The following is a 17,108-nucleotide window of genomic DNA, read 5'->3' as shown; positions in this document are numbered from 1 at the left end:
CCGATGTACGACTACACCCACTGCATCTCCGACGCGATCGAGGGCATCACCCACTCGCTGTGCACGCTGGAATTCGAAGACCACCGTCCGCTGTACGACTGGGTGCTGGACAACATCAGCATCGGCTGCCACCCGCGCCAGTATGAATCGTCGCGGCTGGAATTGCTGTACACCCTGACTTCCAAGCGCAAGCTGCTGTCGCTGGTGAACGAGGGCGTGGTGACCGGCTGGGACGACCCGCGCATGCCCACCATCGCCGGCATGCGCCGCCGCGGCTACAGCCCGGCCGGCATCAAGCTGTTTGCCCAGCGCATCGGCGTGTCCAAGGGCGAGAACATCATCGACATGAGCGTGCTGGAAGGCGCGGTGCGCGAGACGCTGGAAAACGACTCGCCGCGCGTGATGGCGGTAGTCAATCCGCTGAAGGTGACGCTGAGCAACTACGACGCCGCCGTCAGCGCCAGCCGCAGCGCGCCGTTCCATCCGCACCATCCGGAGTTCGGCGAGCGCGAAGTGCCGATCGCCCGCGAAATCTGGATCGAGCAGGACGATTTCGCCGAAGTGCCGCCGCCGAAGTGGCAGCGCCTGACCGCCGGCGGCGAAGTGCGCCTGCGCTACTCCTATGTGATCAAGTGCGTGGAAGTGGTGAAGGATGCCGCCGGCAAGGTGGTGGAGCTGAAGTGCAGCATCGACCACGACACGCTGGGCAAGAACCCGGAAGGCCGCAAGGTCAAGGGCGTAATCCACTGGGTATCGGCAGAGCACGCGATCGAGGCCGAGGTGCGCTGGTACGACCGCCTGTTCACCGAGCCGCGTCCGGACGCGGTGCGCGGCGAAGACGGCGAATATCTCGACTTCCGCCAGTTCATCAATCCGGAATCGCTGAAGCAGGTGCCGGCCTATGTCGAGGCATCGGTGCTGCAGGCGGCGCCCGAGTCGCGCTTCCAGTTTGAGCGTTTGGGTTATTTCGTCACCGACCGCAAAGAGCACCAGCCTGGCGTCAAGGCGGTGTTCAACCGCACGGTGGGCCTGAAGGACAGCTGGAACAAGTAAGTTCCGGCGGCAATGCGAATGGCGAGCCCCCGGGTTCGCCATTTTTACGTGCGGTCCCGCTCGCAATGGGGCCGGGACGCAAGGAGAAAACAAATGCGCGTTTCGCTCAGATCCATCATGGTTTCGCTGCTGGCCGCCGGCTTGCTGTCGGCTTGCGCGGCGGTACCCGGCAAAGGCGACTATGTCTCCGGCAAGACCTACAAGATCACCGTCCTGCACACCAACGATCATCATGGCCGCTTCTGGCCCAATGCCGACGGCGAATACGGCCTGGCGGCGCAGAAGACGGTAGTGGACCAGGTGCGGGCGGAAGTGAAGGCCGAGGGTGGCTACACGCTCCTGCTGTCCGGCGGCGACGTCAACACCGGCGTGCCGGAATCCGACCTGCAGGACGCCGAGCCCGACTTCCGCGGCATGGACCGCATCGGCTACGACGCGATGGCGGTGGGCAATCACGAGTTCGACAAGCCGCTGCCGGTATTGATGAAGCAGCGCGGCTGGATACATTTCCCCATGCTGTCCGCCAATATCTATAAAGACGGCCAGCGCATTTTCGACCCCTACGTCCTCTTCAACCTGGGCGGCGTGAAGGTGGCGGTGCTGGGGCTGACCACCGACGACACCGCCAAGATGGTGAATCCGGCGCAGATCCAGGGCATAGAGTTCAAGAGCCCGATCGCCGAGGCCGGCCAGCTGGTGCCGGAATTACGCAAGCGGGCCGACATCGTGATCGCCGCCACCCATATGGGGCACTACCCGGACGGCCGGCATGGCGTCAACGCGCCGGGCGATGTGGAAATGGCGCGAGCGGTGAAGGGCCTGGATCTGATCGTCGGCGGCCACAGCCAGAACCCGGTGTGCATGAAGGCGGAGAACGTGCGCGACGACGCCTACGTGCCGGGCGCGCCTTGCGCGCCGGACCGGCAGAACGGCGCCTGGATCGTGCAGGCGCACGAGTGGGGCAAGTATGTCGGCCGCGCCGATTTCGAATTCCGCAACGGCAGCTTCAAGCTGGTGAAATACCAGCTGATTCCGGTCAACCTGAAGAAAACAGTGATCGGCGCCGACGGCAAGGCGAAAAAAATGCCCTACACCCAATTGATTCCGGAGGACAGCAAGCTGCGCAGCTTCCTCAAGACCTATCAGGAGAAGGGGCAGGAAGAACTGGGCGTCAAAGTGGGCGAGCTGTCCACCAGGCTGGAAGGCGACCGCGCCGTGGTGCGCAGCCGGCCTGCCAGCCTCGGCGCCTTTGTCGGTCAGGCGATGATGGCCAAGGCGCACGCCGACTTCGCGGTGATCAACTCCGGCGGCATCCGCGATTCGCTGCCGGCGGGGGCGGTCAGCTACAAGGATGTGCTCAAGGTGTTCCCGTTCGGCAGCACGCTGGTTTACGTGGATATGCCGGGCAGCGAGGCATTGGCCTATCTGAAGGCGGCCGCCGCGATGACGCCGGGCTCCGGCGCCTTCGCCCAGTTTGCCGGCGTGAGGCTGCGCATCTCGGGCGGCGAGCTGCAGGAAGCTCAAGTGGGCGGCAAGGACATCGATCCGGCCCGAATCTACCGCGTGGCGATCAACAGCTTCATGGCGGCGGGCGGCGACGGCTATCCCAGGCTCGATCCGCATCCGGGTTTCGTGAATACCGGTTTTGTCGACGCCGACGTGCTCAGGGATTACATCGCGGTCCATACGCCGGTGCGGGCGGAGCGTTATGCGCCGTCGATGGTGGAGAGCGAGTAGACCGGCGCCGCGGGTTTGGGCGGGAGGACAATCATGCGGCTTTTGCCGGGATGGATAAACTAGCACTTGGGTCCGGTGCGGGTGCCGATGAGGTGGGGTATGGTGGCCGGGTCGAGGGCATCTGCAACGATGTCCGGGCGGTTGCGCTTCCCCGCCGCATCGCCCTGAGCCGCCTGGCCTGCAAGCCGGGCCGGCCTTCCCGGCTAGCGGGGCTGGTACCATCTGGAGGAATCACCATGGCTCAGCAAGGCGTATTCACTCTCCCCGCGCGCATCAATTTCGGCGCGACTGTGCTGGTCAACTCGGCTGCCGTGCAACAGGTCGCCATTCTGGTAGACAACGAAGTGCGCGCCACTTTCAGCGGCAGCGGCGTTACCGACAAGAATCTGGGCACCCAGGTCATCAATTCCGGCTCAGGCAATGTCCGGGTGACTGTCACCGCCAACGGCAAGTCGTCGGATCTGGTGTCCGCCCAACTGGTCCTGGCCAACAAGATCAACCTGGCCGTGCTGGGTTCGGAAGATGGTACCGATATGGATTACAACGACGCCATCGCCATTCTGAACTGGCCGTTGGGCTAAGCCTCCCCGTTGCATGCCTTGCCGGCGCCATGTCGCGCCGGCGGGTCCTCCCGTTTTTTCCCCCATAGTCGAAGCTCGCCTCCTATCCGTCCGCCGCCGCTCTTGCGGCTTGGGCCGCTCGCCGCATTTCCCTCTTCGCCGCGCCGTCGGTTTGCCGCTGGTCAAGGAATCGGGATTTGGCTGGGCGTTGCGGCTTGAGGCCGCTTTCCCGCAAGTGGTATGTTGGTGGTTTGGCGGTGTCGCGGTGCTGGCGCCGCCCTTGTCTGTCCACTATCCAGGTTGCGATCATGTCCAAGCTTCGAGCCGTATATCTGCAATCCGGCGGCCCCACCGCCGTACTGAATGCCTCCGCCCAGGGGGCGATAGAGACGGCGCGACGCCTCGGCCTGTCGCTGTATGCCGCTTTCGACGGCCTGGCCGGCCTGCTGGAAGGCCGCCTGTGCGATACCGACGGCGTGCCGGACACGGCCATCGCCCAATTGGCCTTCATGCCCGGCGGCAGCTTCGGCGTCAGCCGTCGCATGATAGGCACTTTCGCCGAGGCGCCGGAGGATTGGCTGCGCCTGCGGGAAGTGCTGGCCAGACACGATATCCATTATCTGCTGGTCAATGGCGGCAATGGTTCGTTGGGCTGCGCCGAGCGGCTGGCCGATTTTGAAAAGCATACCGGCTACTCGCTTGGGGTGATAGGCGTGCCCAAGACCATAGACAACGACTTGATGGGCACCGACAACAGCCCGGGTTACGGCTCCTCCGCCAAATTTCTGGCCAGCGCGATGCGCGAAGTGGGCCTGGACATGACCAGCATGGGCTGGGGTCGGGTATTCATCATGGAAACCATGGGCCGCCATACCGGCTGGCTGGCCGCGGCCTGCGCCGCCGCCGCGCGCAGCCCGCATGAGGCGCCGCACCTGCTGCTGCTGCCGGAGGTGCCGTTCGACCAGACCCGTTTTCTTGCCGCGCTGGACCAGAGCCTGGCCAAGTATGGCCAATGCGCCATCGCGGTGGCCGAGGGCATCACCGGGCCCGACGGCCGTTTCGTGGCCGAGGCCAAGAAATCGGAAACCTACGGCCATGAGCAACTGGGCGGGGCCGGGCACTGGCTGGCGCAATTGATCCTGCGCGAGCGCGGCATCTCCGCCCATGTGGCCCAGGTGGACTATTTGCAGCGCGCCGGCGGCCATTTGGCGTCCAATACCGATGTGCGCCAAGCCTATCTGATGGGCGAGCGCGCGGTCGAGTGGCTGTTGGCCGGCAAAACCAGGCTGATGGCCGGTATCCGGCGCATCAACGACCATCCCTATTGCTGGGACGTGGCGGAGGTGCCGCTGTCCGAGGTGGGGGACAAGGAGAAGCGCCTGCCGCCGGAGTTCATCGCTGCCGACGGCTTCAGCGTCACCCAGGCCTTTCTCGACTACGTCAAGCCGCTGATGGAGGGCGAGCGCATTCCGCCGTTCAAGGACGGGCTGCCGGATTACCGGCCTATAGTCTGGCCAAAAGTCTGAGAGATTTGCTATCGTGCGCGCGCAAACCGTCGGCATGCCCGGCGGTTTTGCATTATTCGAGCGCTTGTAACAGCGCCTGGCCGCGCTCTGTTACAATCGCCACTTTCGACAGTCCAACCATAGGTTTTTTGATCATGCTGAGCTTGTACAACACACTGACCCGCCAGAAGGAAGAGTTCAAACCGCTAGAACCCGGCAAAGTGCGCATGTACGTCTGTGGTATGACCGTCTACGACCTCTGTCACATCGGCCACGCCCGCATGCTGGCCGCCTGGGACATCATTTACCGCTGGCTGTCGGCGTCGGGTTACCAAGTGACCTATGTGCGCAACATCACCGACATCGAAGACAAGATCATCAAGCGCGCGTTGCTGCGCAAGATCACGCCCGAGCAACTGGTGGAAGAAACCATCGCCGACATGCACCAGGACCTGGCCCAGCTCTATTTGATGCCGCCGACGCTGGAGCCGCGCGCCACCCATCACGTGCAGGGCATGATAGAGCAGATCGAAAAGCTGATCGCCAACGGCAATGCCTATCCGGCCGCCAACGGCGACGTCTACTACGCGGTGCGCGAATTCGAAGGCTACGGCAAGCTGTCCGGCCGCACGCTGGACAAGCTGCGCGCCGGCGAGCGCGTGGAGGTGGACCCGGACAAGCGCGATCCGCTGGACTTCGTGCTGTGGAAGGCCGCCAAGCCGGGCGAGCCGTCCTGGGAAAGCCCGTGGGGTCCCGGTCGTCCGGGCTGGCATATCGAGTGCTCGGTGATGAGCTGCCACCATCTGGGCAATCATTTCGACATCCACGGCGGCGGCGAGGACTTGCAGTTTCCGCACCACGAAAACGAAATCGCCCAGGCCGAGGGCGCCAACCGGACCACCTACGTCAACTACTGGATGCACAACGGCTTCCTGCAGTTCGCCGGCGAGAAGATGTCCAAGAGCCTGGGCAACTTCTTCACCATTCGCGACGTGCTGAAGCATTTCGACGGCGAGGCGGTGCGCATGCTGATGGTGCGCGCCCACTACCGCAGCCCGATCAACTACTCGGAAGAGTTGCTGCAGGACGCCAAGCATGCGTTGACCCGTCTGTACAACGCGCTGCGCGGCCTGGAGCTGCCGGCGTCCGCCGGCATAGACTGGAGCAATCCCTACGCCGCCCGCTTCAAGACCGCGATGGACGACGATTTCAACACTGCCGAGGCGATGGCGGTGTTGTTCGAGCTGGCCGGCGAAGTCAACAAGAGCCGCGATCCGGCGCAGGCGCGCGTGCTGAAGGACTTGGCTGGCGTGCTGGGCTTCCTCACCCGCGACCCGGAGGCTTTCCTCAAGGGCGCCGCGGGCGAGGGCGAGCTGTCGGCGGAGGAGGTGGAGGCGCTGATCCAGGCGCGCAAGGATGCCCGCGCGGCCAAGAACTGGGCGGAGTCCGACCGCATCCGCGACGAGTTGACCGCCAACGGCATCGTGCTGGAGGACGGCGCCGCCGGCACCAGCTGGCGCCGCGCCTGAGCGAGCTGTCATTCGCCCGCTTGTCAAGTGGCGATAAACGGCGGATAATGCTGAGTTTCGCAAGCAGTGCAGGCAAAACCCCTGCACCCGTTATGAAAGGTAGAGAGATGAAAACCGATATTCACCCGAATTACAAAGACCTGTCCGTTACCTGCTCCTGCGGTAGCCAGTTCGTGACCAAGTCCACCATGTCCAAGGACAGCTTCGGCATCGAAGTATGCTCCAACTGCCACCCGTTCTACACCGGCAAGCAGAAGATCGTGGACACCGCTGGTCGCGTGGACAAGTTCAACCAGAAATTCGGCGGCTTCTTCAAGCGCTAAGCGCGTTGCCGTTTCTGGAGCATAAAAAGGCAGCTGCGGCTGCCTTTTTTTCATGCCGCGCATGAAGCAAGATTTCACTCATCAGAATGCTAAGGTGGCAATCGGATGCTGACTTATTCCGCTCAGACCAGCTCGCTGGCCAAGCCGACCGAAAAACCCTGGGTGCTGCTGCTGTTGTGTTTCATCTGGCTATGGCCGGGCATCCTGGGCCACGACCCCTGGAAACCGGACGAGCCATATGTGCTGGCGGTGGCGCAAGGCATGCTGCATACCGGCAACTGGCTGCTGCCGACGCTGCAGGGGGCGCCCTATTTGGACAACCCGCCGCTCTACTACTGGCTAGCGGCCGGCTTGGCGCGGCTGTTCTCGCCCTGGCTGCTGCCGGCGCACGATGCAGCCCGGCTGGCCACGCCGCTGCTGATGTCGCTGGCGCTGCTGCTGGCCGGCATGGCCGGGCGCGAGTTGATAGGCCGGCGCCACGGCCGCAGCGTGGTGATGATCCTGATCGGCTGCATCGGCCTGGTGGAGAGCGGACATCAACTGACGCCGACGATCGCCGGCTTCGCCGGCTTCGCCGCCGCTTTCTACGCGCTGGCGCTGGCGCTGCGTTCCCCCGGCCTGGCCGGCGCGCTGCTGGGGGCGGCCAGCGTGGTCACCTTCCTGGGCGCCAGCCTGACGGACCTGTTGTTGATCTGGCTGGTGGCGCTGATGTTGCCGGCCTTCTCCGGCTGGCGCAGCAAGCAGTACGCCATCACCCTGCTGCTGGCGCTGCTGCTGGCGGTGCCGGCGATCCTGGTGTGGCCGATGCTGCTGTTGCGCGGCTATTCGGCGGTATTCGCCGACTGGTGGGGCAATTACGCGCTGGGGCAGACCAGCGGTTTCCATCGCCTGCGCCTGTTCCATGATTTCGGCTATTACAGCGTGAACGTGTTGTGGTTCGCCTTTCCGGCTTGGCCGCTGGCCATCTGGACGCTGTACCGCAATCGCCAGCTGCAGTCGCCCGGCCTGCAATTATCCTTGCTGTTCTCGGTGATGATCGCGCTGATGCTGACCTTGTCGGATCGCGCCAATATTATCGACGCGATGCCGCTGTTGTTGCCGTTGTCGATGCTCGCCGCTGTGGAGCTGGACAACCTGCGGCGCGGCGCGGCGGCCTTCCTCAACTGGTTCGCGCTGATGACGTTCGGCCTGTTCGGCCTATTGGTGTGGCTGGGCTGGGCGGCGATGAACTACGGTTGGCCGGAGCGCATGGCCGGGCGCGCGCAGTATTTCAGCCCATTTTACCAGCCGCATGTGTCATGGTGGCAGGCTGCCGGCGCGTTGGTGGCCACCCTGGTGTGGCTGTGGGCGCTGACCCGGCCTCATTTGCGCGGCCGCCAGGCGGTCACTAACTGGGCGGCCGGCCTGACATTGCTGTGGGGGCTGGGCATGACTTTGTGGCTGCCCTGGTTCGACGCCGCCAAGAGCTACCGGCCGGTGGTGGCCGGCATGCAGGCCAAGCTGCCGGCCGGCGCGAGCTGCATCGCTACCGAGAGCCACAACCGGTTGGCGCAGATCAGCTGGCGCTATTATGCCGGCATCGACCTGCTGCCTTTCCCCGCCGGGGAGACGCCGCCTTGCGAGTATTGGCTGATCGTGCGCAACAAGAGCGAAGGTCTGGCCGAACCGGGCTGGCAGGTGCTGTGGGCGGGGCACCGTCCGCGCGAGGAGAATATGACTTTCGCGCTGCTGCAGCGCTTGCCGCAGGCGAAACAGGCAGACTAAAAGACAAAGACCCCGCTTGATGAAGCCGCTCCGGTAAATGCCGGAACGGCTTTTATTTTTGGCGTGGCATGTGTTTGCAACCTTGTTTGTGCGCGAATGCTATTGTAAGTTCTATAAATATTTGCAAATAAGCAATATCCAATTAGGATATTTTCCATTATATTAAATGCTTATTGAATATAATGGCCGTCTTTCCTCTCAAGCGCTTGGCAAAAAATCACCCTGGAATTTGGCGTGTCGACGGAATTGGACCGATCAAGCCCAGTGCAAAGTTGGGACCTAGTGTGACTGTGCATTTTTCCGGTATCGCTCCAGGGTATGTGAATGATCCCTATAAAAAGAGCGCCGTCCTCCCTGGTGTCCAACTGGCCTTCTCGATTCATGTCGCGCTACTTCGAGTATTCAAAGTTGGTACGGTGTGACATGAAGGCCAATGTATTTATCGCCCACAAATCAATCCGCCTGAAGTTTTCCATATCAATGTCCGCCAAGCCCGCGATGTGGCTTTGAACGAAACCATCTATCTGAATGGCGTTTCGACTCCTTCCGCAATACCGGACAGCTATTTCCATCTGGCCAACAATCGCGATGCTTTGGCTGCGTCCCGATATGTGATTGTTCAAGTTATCGATCATCCGATGGTCCAGTTGTTGGTTGTTCCGGCTGTTGAACTCCTTCGCTTTTATGTTGGCGTTTCCTCGCGCTTTCTCACCGGCACGCTGTCCGGTCGCCTAGACAAATATGTGGACTGGAATCGCTCCAAGATGGAGAAAACTTGGCCTGTGCTGCAGGTCAAGACTCGTCTCAACCGCGCGGAGGCATTTGTTCTGGGCCGCGCGGTGGCATCGAGTGCCGCCTGGGAGGCCTTATTTAGCGTTCGTCAGCACCTAGCTTCTGTTCATGCTAATAATCAGCTTCGTTCCATGGAGCAGCAAGCTCCATTGGTCATCCACGCAGGGTTTCCCTTCAACGATGACACCACTTTGACGGTATATGGGAAACGCACGTGCTTGTATCGGCTTAATTGCCAGAAGGAGTGGGCGATTTTTGCGATGGCTGTTGCCGAATGCAAGCCGCCTTTGGAGATGAGCAACCTGATTCTGGAGAGCGATGAGCCGTGGGCGGTGGAAGCTATGACCGGTGGCGCACCAAGGGGTGTCAGGCCTCCCCATTTCAACCCGCTGTTATTGGATGATGAAGAAGATCTGCTGGTGGACGATGTGCCCGCAGACGGCCGTCTTCCAAGACTGGCTGTGCTGCAGCATGGCAGTCCATTTTCGGGCTTTAAGCAACTCACTTTCCATCAACGCAGGCCCGAGGCACCATTGCGAGCCAACGAACCTGATGGGCACATTGATGTGCCGGTCAGCACTCTGACCATGAACGAAGGCCAGCAGACTGAAGAGGCCAAGGGCAATTTGGGCGTCAGTGACTTCCTGAACCATACGGAAGATGTAGGACGCAATCTCGAACGGTTCCTGGATGTACTGGAATACCTGCAGCGCCGAACCAGCTCTCGGGGCTGGGTGATTGAAACCCGTATACGGGATGAAAGCATTCGATCCGGTCAGCATTGGATAACCTTCTTTCCCGATCCGATTGGGTCTCGGACACGCTGGCATTGGATAGATGAAGCGAATGCCGGACGGCGCCGGCGGCAATTGATTTGCGCTGAGATCAAGTTGGGGCAGGATGGCCCCTTCTTTTACCTGATGGAAATGGAGTTAGGGCCAACGGAGCCCAAACGGCAGTGCACATTGTTGGTTTATACCCCTGATTTTCAGTGGATGGATGATGAGGTGCAGGATGAGCTGCTGCAGCTGACTGTCCTGCGACGCCGCTGGCCGGATATCGAAAACAAATGGAAGAAGGATGACGAATATTGGCGGGCGCAAGACTTATTCAGCAAGATCAAAGTCGATAGAGTCCAGCACCCCAATTCGAAATCCAAACGTCGGCGCAAGCTACTCGGTCGATAGCAGCACTCAGGTGAGTGGCGCCGCTGCAGCCGGCGAGGAGATCCTGACCGCTTCTCATCCTAAAATATGGAGTGCATCACTGCTGAACCGAATTGATGACTTGTTACCGAGCTTCTCAAATGGTCCTCGGCACCTGGCAGGCGCGGTTATGGCTTTAGCATATGCCATGGTCTATGGTGAGGTTGACCACGAATTCCAGATACCAAGCGTAGCCAGATAATCTGGTAAATGAGTAAATCAGCCTGACGGCTGAATTGGCAGAAGGTGGAATCTACGGATGGATCCGATCAGCAAAGTGCAGCACGCGCAGCATCTAGTCGATGCTCCAGCGTGTGATATGTGCCGGAGAGGCAATTCGCTTGACTTCGCGTTCAGCTACGCCTTTCAGCCCATCATCGATATCCGTGCCAGAAAGGTGTTCGCCCATGAGGCTCTGATCCGCGGCCCACAGGGTGAAGGCGCTAGGTTTGTGCTGGACCAGGTCACTTCGGCCAACCGATACCAGTTCGATCAAGCCTGCCGGATAAAGGCCATCGAGATGGCCGCACGGCAGAGGATCACCAGCAAGGTTTCCATCAACTTCCTGCCCAACGCTATCTACCGGCCAGAGGTGTGCATCAGTACCACCTTGAAGGCAGCCAAGCAATATGGCTTTCCCATCGACAGAATCGTCTTCGAGACAATAGAAGGGGAAAGAGTGGATGACGGCAAGTGGCTGGCCGAGGTGTTCCGTGAATACCAGCGAATTGGCTTCATGACTGCGATCGATGACTTCGGCGCTGGTTATGCTGGCCTGAATCTGTTGGCAGATTTCCAGCCGGACATCATCAAGCTGGACATGGAACTGGTGCGTCACATTGCCTCTCGCAAGGCTAGTCAGATCATCGTACGAGGTGTTACCGGAATTTGCCGGGAACTGGGCATCTTGCTCATCGCGGAGGGGGTGGAGACATTGGACGAGTACCATTGTTTGCAGGACATGGGGGTGGAGTTGATACAGGACTATTTGTTGTGCAAGCCTCTGTTTGAAGACTGTCTGGAGGATATCGAGGCGGTACTACCACTTTGAGCGCCCCTTTAATAACGTGCTTGCCAACAGGCATGCTCGACCGGCTTCTGTTTGTGTACAGCTTTTTTGAGAAGGCTCCTTGGGAGCAAGGGAAAGTGTACCGTCACTCGACCAGTAATGAAGAGGTTTCTGTATATAAAAGTAATATTCAGCCAAGAGAATCGCTGGCCAGTCGGAACATCCCATCTCAAGGAGCCGAGGGTGCAAGATAAGCAAAAGGAATCTTGTTGTCTTACCCCCGCAGCCTAGTAGCAATATCGGTCACTGCCGCCGCAAGCGAAGATTCGCGCATACAAGGAGCCGCCGCCATGGCGCAGCGAGAGATGGTGCTGAATATCACGCTACTGGGCATCCCGGCCTCAGCACTGCTGGCGGCGTTGGCATACCGCTTTGGCGGATGGGGGCCAGACTGGTCTGCTGCGCTCGCATGGTCGGCGCTGCCTGCCTTGGTTGTCCTGGTGTACGACTCCCTTCGCGCGTTGCGGCAAAAGCGCATGGGCGTGGATATTCTGGCTATGCTGTCCATCCTGGTCGCTCTACTGATGGGGGAGCGCGCCACCGCAGCCGTCATCGCGGCCATGGTGGCGAGCGGCCGTTTGCTGGAAAGCTATGCGGCGGGTCGCGCCGCCAGGGAAATGGAAGCACTGCTGCAAAAAGTGCCACGAATGGCCCACCGTCTTGACGGCGAACAACTCCAAACCGTCCCGGCAAACGTCATCCTCCCCGGCGACACGCTGCTGGTGAAACAAGGCGAGATGGTTCCGGTGGATGGCCCCCTCTCCAGCCCCGCCGCCTCGCTAGACGAATCCTCGCTGACCGGCGAGGCGCTGCCCATCTTGCAAACTGCCGGCGACTTGCTGCGCAGCGGCGCGCTCAATGCCGGCGACACCTTCCGCATGATCGCCGCCAAGAGCGCCGCTGACAGCACATTCAGCGCCATCGTCAAGCTGGTGGAGCAGGCCGCCGCGGCCAAATCCCCCGCTACCCGAATGGCAGACCGTTACGCGCTCTGGTTCATCCCGTTGACGCTGGGCCTGGCCTGGATGGCCTGGCTTATCAGTGGCGACCCTGTACGAGCGCTGGCCGTGCTGGTTGTCGCTACCCCATGCCCGTTGCTGCTGGCGGTGCCGGTTGCCCAGGTATCCGGCATCTCTCGTTGTGCCGGGCGCGGCGTGCTGGTCAAGGGCGGCGCGGCGCTGGAAAGTTTGGCTCAAGCAGATACACTGTTTTTCGACAAGACCGGCACCCTGACCGGCGGACAAGCCAAGCTGATTGGCATCCGCGGACATGGCCGACATGAGGCTGGCGAGTTGCTCCGGTTGGTTGCCTCCCTGGACCAGATGTCCTGCCACGTGCTGGCGGCCGCGATTTTGCATGCCGCGCACGAACGGGGGCTGACGGAGCTTCCACTACCTGAACAGGTGGAGGAAACCGCCGGCGCCGGTATCTGTGGACGGGTGGATGGCAGGCTCGTTGCCGCCGGCACCTCGGCGTTCATCATACGCCAGGCGGCAAGCGAGCCATAGCTGGATACCGAACTCAAACGCCTGGCAGTGGAGGGTTCTGCGGCGATATTCGTCGCCATAGATGGCAAGCTGGAAGGTCTATTGGAGCTGTCCGACCCGCTGCGGCTGGAAACGCCACGCGCTTTGCGCTTGCTGCGGCGGGCAGGCGTGCGCCGCATCTCTATGCTGACGGGGGACAAACGCGAGGTTGCTGAGTCGATCGGTGGCGGAATAGGCGTGGATGAAGTGCATGCCGAGCTATCGCCGGCAGGCAAGCTGGCCTGCATTTCGCAAGCGGCGCGTTCGCACTGCACCATGATGATAGGCGATGGCGTTAACGACGCGCCTGCGCTCGCTTCGGCTCAGCTTGGCGTGGCCATGGGCGCCCGCGGTGCGGCGGCGGCGGCGGAAAGCGCCGGCGTGGTACTGCTGATCGACAAGCTGGACCGCCTGGCTGAAGCCAAAATGATAGCGGTGGCGACGATGCGCATTGCCCGGCAAAGCGTTGCGCTGGGCATGGCGCTGTCGCTATTGGCGATGGCTGGCGCAGCCGCAGGCTACTTGCCGCCACTGGACGGGGCGTTGTTGCAGGAAGCGATAGACGTGGCAGCCATCCTGAATGCCTTGCGCGCATTGAGGATTCATCCGCTACTCAGCAACCGGATCAACCTGGCCGCCGACAAGGTACAAGCTTTGCGTGAGCAGCATCAGCAACTGGAGCCGCTGCTGGCCCAGCTATCGGACTTGGCCAGGGCATTACCGACGATGAAGCCCGACCAGCAGGTACAGGCGCTGCAGGCATTGAATGGCTTGTTACGAAATGAGCTGATGCCGCATGAGCAGGCTGATGAGCAGGAGCTCTATCCCGCCGTGTCGTCGCTTCTGGGCGGCGATGATCCGCTGGCAGCACTAAGTCGCAGCCATCAGGAGATTTTTCGTGGCATCCATCGACTGTCACGGCTATTCGATCCGCTACAGAATCCGATTCCCGAGGCCGCCATGCAGGACATCCAGCGTACGCTTTATGGCTTGGAAGCGGTATTGCGGCTGCATTTCGCGCAGGAGAACGAGCTGTTCAGCAGCCTCAGTCCTTGAGATTCTGGCATTTTCAAATGGCTTACTGCCCTGGTCAAATTCCTGAATGTAGGGCACCACACTCTTCCGCGCCGTGTTTCCATAGAAATCACCACGCAGCAAGCCATTTTCCAGTTCGGGATAGTTTCGTGCGCCGGCTAAGTCTGAGCTAAGTTAATTTGGCTATTTTCCTATGCGCATGGGGTGTGGCACCGTACAGCTGCATGGCATATCACTTACCGGCCCACTGTCCGATAGCGCACTAGATTCCTTGCCTCCGGCCGGAGGCAATTTGGTTTGGGGATGCCGATGATTTTGAAAGAACAGCACCGTTTAGCCCACTGTGTGAGTACTGCGATTTTGGCGCTATGGCTGATAACTGGTTCAACTTCGGCCAGAGCTGGTGAATTGAAGAGTCTGATGAAAGACATGAAGTCAGCCATGGGTGGAGCATTGGGTAGTCAAACACTGCCTGAGTTTTCCAACTTTCTGGCGCGCTTACGATTGGATGTGGATAGGGCCTACAAACTGCCATATAAAGCCGATCCAGCCGATTATCAGGAGGGTATGCGAGTCTTGAGCCTTGACTTGGACAAAGCAGCTCAGCTTGCCAAAACCGGAGACCTGGCAGCAGCCAAGCAATCCCTGCAGACCGCCAACTTGACCAAGAAACACTATCACCATTTGCTGAACTGAGGTGTTTATCAGTAGGAGGAAAGAACTATGTCAAAGAAAAATCACTACCCCTGGTCTATCAGCATGCTGCATTGGCTATTGGCGCTGTTGGTAATAGCAAATTTCGTGCTCGGGTGGATGCTGGACGATGCGGAAAATTTGATGGCAGCACATAAGTCTATCGGTACATTGATCCTGTTGCTGATGCTAATCCGGGTGGCGAACAAGGCTCGTCTTCGACACCGGCTGCCGGCTTCGGTGAATCCTGCAGGCTCGGTGCAGTACATGATCGAGAAGTTGGTGCATGGGCTGCTGTATTTATGCTTGTTCGCTGTGCCATTGTTGGGCTGGCTGAAAACCAATGCCGCCGGACATGAGTTGAACATATTCGACATGTTTTCTCTGCCGACTTTGGTCAGCAAAAGCCATAACCTGTCGATGTTGTTCGGCGAGATGCATGAAACGCTGGCTACCTTGTTTGCGATATTGATTGCCTTGCATGTGGCCGCGGCGTTGTGGCACCACTTTTCGCGCCTGGATGGCGGGTTGGTTCGGATTCTGCCCTTGCGCAACTTTAAGCGATAACTCTGGGTGAATACTGGCATGGATGCTCTCAACAATACGATTTTTCTGTGGCTCAATGCTCCCGCGATGCCAACTGCTCTGTCTTTGACAACTGCCAGAATACTGGCGGAATACCTGATTGCGTTGATTCCCTTGTTGTTGATTGCAGGCTGGATTTTCGGCGGAGTTAGGCTGCGCAAGGCCGTGTTAGAGGCAGCCGTAGCGTCGTTGCTGGGTTTGTCTATCAGCATGGTGATTGGCTGGGTTTGGCCTCAACCCAGGCCTTTCATGCTCGGTATCGGCCACAACTTTCTGGCTCACCTAGCCGATGCCTCATTTCCAAGTGACCATTTGACACTCTGGTGGTCGGTTGCCAGCAGCTTTTGGCTCGGTCGCACGATGCGCATCTGGGGAAAAGTGTTGTGTGTTGCTGGACTTCCGATTGCCTGGGCCAGAATTTATCTGGGCGTGCATTTCCCGTTCGACATGCTGGGCGCAGCGGTGCTTGCCTGGTTCAGTGCCTGGATCGCCTATCGCTTGGCATGGCGTTATTTGCCACCGATGTATGGGGTCGTGCTGGCCGTGCAGTGTAGCGTTTTCGACTGGTGTAGCGGGCATGGACGATTGACCAAGTAATTTTGAGCCTGGGCTAAGTCTGGGCTAAGTCTGGCAAGCTAGTCTGAAATCTGACCCTCTTGGGGTTGCGCCGGATTGCCGGCATCTTTGACAATGTTCTATTAGGAGGCTCGATCATGTCCATCGCTCCCATCGCAGCAACAGGGCTACAAGCCTTGACTCCGGTTTCCTCTCGCAATACTCAAGCTGCCGCGCTCACTCAAACGGCTCAGGCGAATCGTGCATCTGTTCAGGATCAAGTCGCCATCAGCAGCGCCGGGCGTGCAAAACAGCAGGAAGAGGTCGCTGAGTCTGCTGCTCAAGCCGCCCAAGAAGCGGCGAGTGGCGGAAGCTGAATTGAAACGCCACCTAATATGGCGCCGCTGCAAATTGGCCTGCTGGTCTTTAAGCATGCGTATCTGATTATATTCTTTGCGGTTACCGCGGTGATGGTGATTGGCCATTACCAAGGTCGAGTCAGCATGCTGAGCACTGACAAGCTGTGTGATCAGCATGCTGCTTTTTCATGGCATACAACTAGCCTGGCCGCACTCGCAGCCATTACAGCTCTCCGCACGAGGCTTGCTGCATTGGCAACAAGCCCATCTGCCATTCCCATGTGCGCCTTTGCTATTGCTAGCGGCGTTTTCGATCTCCCTGTCTGCTCAAACGACTACCCAGTGGCTTGGTATCCTGATACTGCTTGGCACCATTGTACTTGCCTGGCAAAACAGTGACGTTGGGTTCATCGGCATGATGGTTGCAGCCGCTACTTTGAGTGCTTGGGCGGCCAGAAAAATGGCATTTTGGTATGTCCCGCGCGTACTATTGGCGATAAGGCATTGGCGTCGAATATTAAAGGAGAGGCCGTTGACGGTAGGCAGACCGCGCTATTAGACGACGAATCTTGATTGGCGCGGCGTATGGCATAGCCTAGCTATTGACTATAGCAGTAAAGGCCGCAACTCTGGGGGAGCGATGAGGGTATTGCTGATCGAAGATGACCCGATGATAGGCGAAGCCATTTCATCGGCTTTGAAGGATGCCAGCTATGCTACCGACTGGGTCAGAGATGGTCGGCGTGCTTTACTTGCTCAAGAGAGCCACGCTTATGACTTGTTGCTGCTGGATCTGGGCCTCCCTGGCAGAGATGGCA

General features: G+C 59.8%; 17 protein-coding genes. All 17 read left to right on the top strand.

What is annotated here, in order from left to right; all coding sequences use genetic code 11:
* Positions 1–1,053 (top strand): glutamate--tRNA ligase family protein (locus BI344_RS15825; RefSeq protein WP_241499380.1); only part of this gene is annotated, 1,053 nt, incomplete at its 5' end.
* 93 nt (positions 1,054–1,146) lie between these two features.
* On the top strand, positions 1,147–2,790 hold the full coding sequence (ushA, locus tag BI344_RS15820) for a bifunctional UDP-sugar hydrolase/5'-nucleotidase UshA (protein ID WP_071113836.1): 1,644 nt from the start codon (positions 1,147–1,149) through the stop codon (positions 2,788–2,790).
* A gap of 236 nt (positions 2,791–3,026) precedes the next feature.
* Positions 3,027–3,371, top strand: coding sequence for a fucose-binding lectin II (locus BI344_RS15815; RefSeq protein ID WP_071113835.1), 345 nt, complete (start codon positions 3,027–3,029; stop codon positions 3,369–3,371).
* Between the two features lie 287 nt (positions 3,372–3,658).
* The gene (locus BI344_RS15810) at positions 3,659–4,876 is read left to right on the top strand and encodes a 6-phosphofructokinase (RefSeq protein ID WP_071113834.1); all 1,218 of its coding nucleotides are present in this window, start codon (positions 3,659–3,661) and stop codon (positions 4,874–4,876) included.
* 134 nt (positions 4,877–5,010) lie between these two features.
* The gene (gene cysS, locus BI344_RS15805) at positions 5,011–6,384 is read left to right on the top strand and encodes a cysteine--tRNA ligase (RefSeq protein WP_071113837.1); all 1,374 of its coding nucleotides are present in this window, start codon (positions 5,011–5,013) and stop codon (positions 6,382–6,384) included.
* A 107-nt stretch (positions 6,385–6,491) separates the two neighbouring features.
* On the top strand, positions 6,492–6,707 hold the full coding sequence (gene rpmE, locus BI344_RS15800; RefSeq protein ID WP_071113833.1) for a 50S ribosomal protein L31: 216 nt from the start codon (positions 6,492–6,494) through the stop codon (positions 6,705–6,707).
* A gap of 105 nt (positions 6,708–6,812) precedes the next feature.
* Positions 6,813–8,471, top strand: a complete 1,659-nt coding sequence (locus tag BI344_RS15795) for an ArnT family glycosyltransferase (RefSeq protein ID WP_071113832.1) — start codon at positions 6,813–6,815, stop codon at positions 8,469–8,471.
* A gap of 506 nt (positions 8,472–8,977) precedes the next feature.
* Positions 8,978–10,450: a hypothetical protein gene (locus BI344_RS24075; RefSeq protein ID WP_139167049.1), complete on the top strand. Its 1,473-nt coding sequence runs from the start codon at positions 8,978–8,980 to the stop codon at positions 10,448–10,450.
* A gap of 277 nt (positions 10,451–10,727) precedes the next feature.
* Positions 10,728–11,519, top strand: coding sequence for an EAL domain-containing protein (locus BI344_RS15775; RefSeq protein ID WP_071113828.1), 792 nt, complete (start codon positions 10,728–10,730; stop codon positions 11,517–11,519).
* Positions 11,520–11,827: 308 nt separating this feature from the next.
* The gene (locus tag BI344_RS24940; protein WP_206600412.1) at positions 11,828–13,045 is read left to right on the top strand and encodes an HAD-IC family P-type ATPase; all 1,218 of its coding nucleotides are present in this window, start codon (positions 11,828–11,830) and stop codon (positions 13,043–13,045) included.
* Positions 13,046–14,119 carry a heavy metal translocating P-type ATPase gene (locus BI344_RS24935; RefSeq protein WP_277620457.1) on the top strand — a complete coding sequence of 358 codons (1,074 nt, stop codon included), beginning with the start codon at positions 13,046–13,048 and terminating at the stop codon, positions 14,117–14,119.
* 288 nt (positions 14,120–14,407) lie between these two features.
* Positions 14,408–14,794 (top strand): cytochrome b562, encoded by a 387-nt coding sequence (locus tag BI344_RS15765; protein WP_083370250.1) that lies wholly within the window; start codon positions 14,408–14,410, stop codon positions 14,792–14,794.
* 27 nt (positions 14,795–14,821) lie between these two features.
* Positions 14,822–15,358 carry a cytochrome b gene (locus tag BI344_RS15760; RefSeq protein WP_071113826.1) on the top strand — a complete coding sequence of 179 codons (537 nt, stop codon included), beginning with the start codon at positions 14,822–14,824 and terminating at the stop codon, positions 15,356–15,358.
* An 18-nt stretch (positions 15,359–15,376) separates the two neighbouring features.
* Positions 15,377–15,973 (top strand): undecaprenyl-diphosphatase, encoded by a 597-nt coding sequence (locus BI344_RS15755; protein WP_071113825.1) that lies wholly within the window; start codon positions 15,377–15,379, stop codon positions 15,971–15,973.
* Between the two features lie 116 nt (positions 15,974–16,089).
* A complete protein-coding gene (locus BI344_RS24070) occupies positions 16,090–16,308 on the top strand; it encodes a hypothetical protein (RefSeq protein WP_139167048.1) in 219 nt (72 codons plus the stop codon).
* A gap of 18 nt (positions 16,309–16,326) precedes the next feature.
* Entirely contained in the window at positions 16,327–16,689 is a 363-nt protein-coding gene (locus BI344_RS24065) for a hypothetical protein (RefSeq protein WP_139167047.1), read from the top strand.
* 241 nt (positions 16,690–16,930) lie between these two features.
* On the top strand, positions 16,931–17,108 hold a 178-nt coding region (locus BI344_RS15745), incomplete at its 3' end, for a response regulator (protein ID WP_139167046.1).

The organism is Chromobacterium sphagni, assembly GCF_001855555.1.
Classification (GTDB): domain Bacteria; phylum Pseudomonadota; class Gammaproteobacteria; order Burkholderiales; family Chromobacteriaceae; genus Chromobacterium; species Chromobacterium sphagni.
Note: the sequence above shows the minus strand (reverse complement) of the source record. Positions and strands in the feature narration are given on the sequence as shown.

Excerpts from the sequence above, each read along its gene's own strand:
- BI344_RS15795 (WP_071113832.1), top strand. The coding sequence starts at position 6,813 with ATGCTGACTTATTCCGCTCAGACCAGCTCGCTGGCCAAGCCGACCGAA.
- cysS (WP_071113837.1), top strand. The coding sequence starts at position 5,011 with ATGCTGAGCTTGTACAACACACTGACCCGCCAGAAGGAAGAGTTCAAA.
- BI344_RS24065 (WP_139167047.1), top strand. The coding sequence starts at position 16,327 with ATGGCGCCGCTGCAAATTGGCCTGCTGGTCTTTAAGCATGCGTATCTG.
- rpmE (WP_071113833.1), top strand. The coding sequence starts at position 6,492 with ATGAAAACCGATATTCACCCGAATTACAAAGACCTGTCCGTTACCTGC.
- BI344_RS15755 (WP_071113825.1), top strand. The coding sequence starts at position 15,377 with ATGGATGCTCTCAACAATACGATTTTTCTGTGGCTCAATGCTCCCGCG.
- BI344_RS15815 (WP_071113835.1), top strand. The coding sequence starts at position 3,027 with ATGGCTCAGCAAGGCGTATTCACTCTCCCCGCGCGCATCAATTTCGGC.
- BI344_RS15775 (WP_071113828.1), top strand. The coding sequence starts at position 10,728 with ATGGATCCGATCAGCAAAGTGCAGCACGCGCAGCATCTAGTCGATGCT.
- BI344_RS24940 (WP_206600412.1), top strand. The coding sequence starts at position 11,828 with ATGGCGCAGCGAGAGATGGTGCTGAATATCACGCTACTGGGCATCCCG.
- BI344_RS15765 (WP_083370250.1), top strand. The coding sequence starts at position 14,408 with ATGATTTTGAAAGAACAGCACCGTTTAGCCCACTGTGTGAGTACTGCG.
- ushA (WP_071113836.1), top strand. The coding sequence starts at position 1,147 with ATGCGCGTTTCGCTCAGATCCATCATGGTTTCGCTGCTGGCCGCCGGC.
- BI344_RS15760 (WP_071113826.1), top strand. The coding sequence starts at position 14,822 with ATGTCAAAGAAAAATCACTACCCCTGGTCTATCAGCATGCTGCATTGG.
- BI344_RS15810 (WP_071113834.1), top strand. The coding sequence starts at position 3,659 with ATGTCCAAGCTTCGAGCCGTATATCTGCAATCCGGCGGCCCCACCGCC.
- BI344_RS24070 (WP_139167048.1), top strand. The coding sequence starts at position 16,090 with ATGTCCATCGCTCCCATCGCAGCAACAGGGCTACAAGCCTTGACTCCG.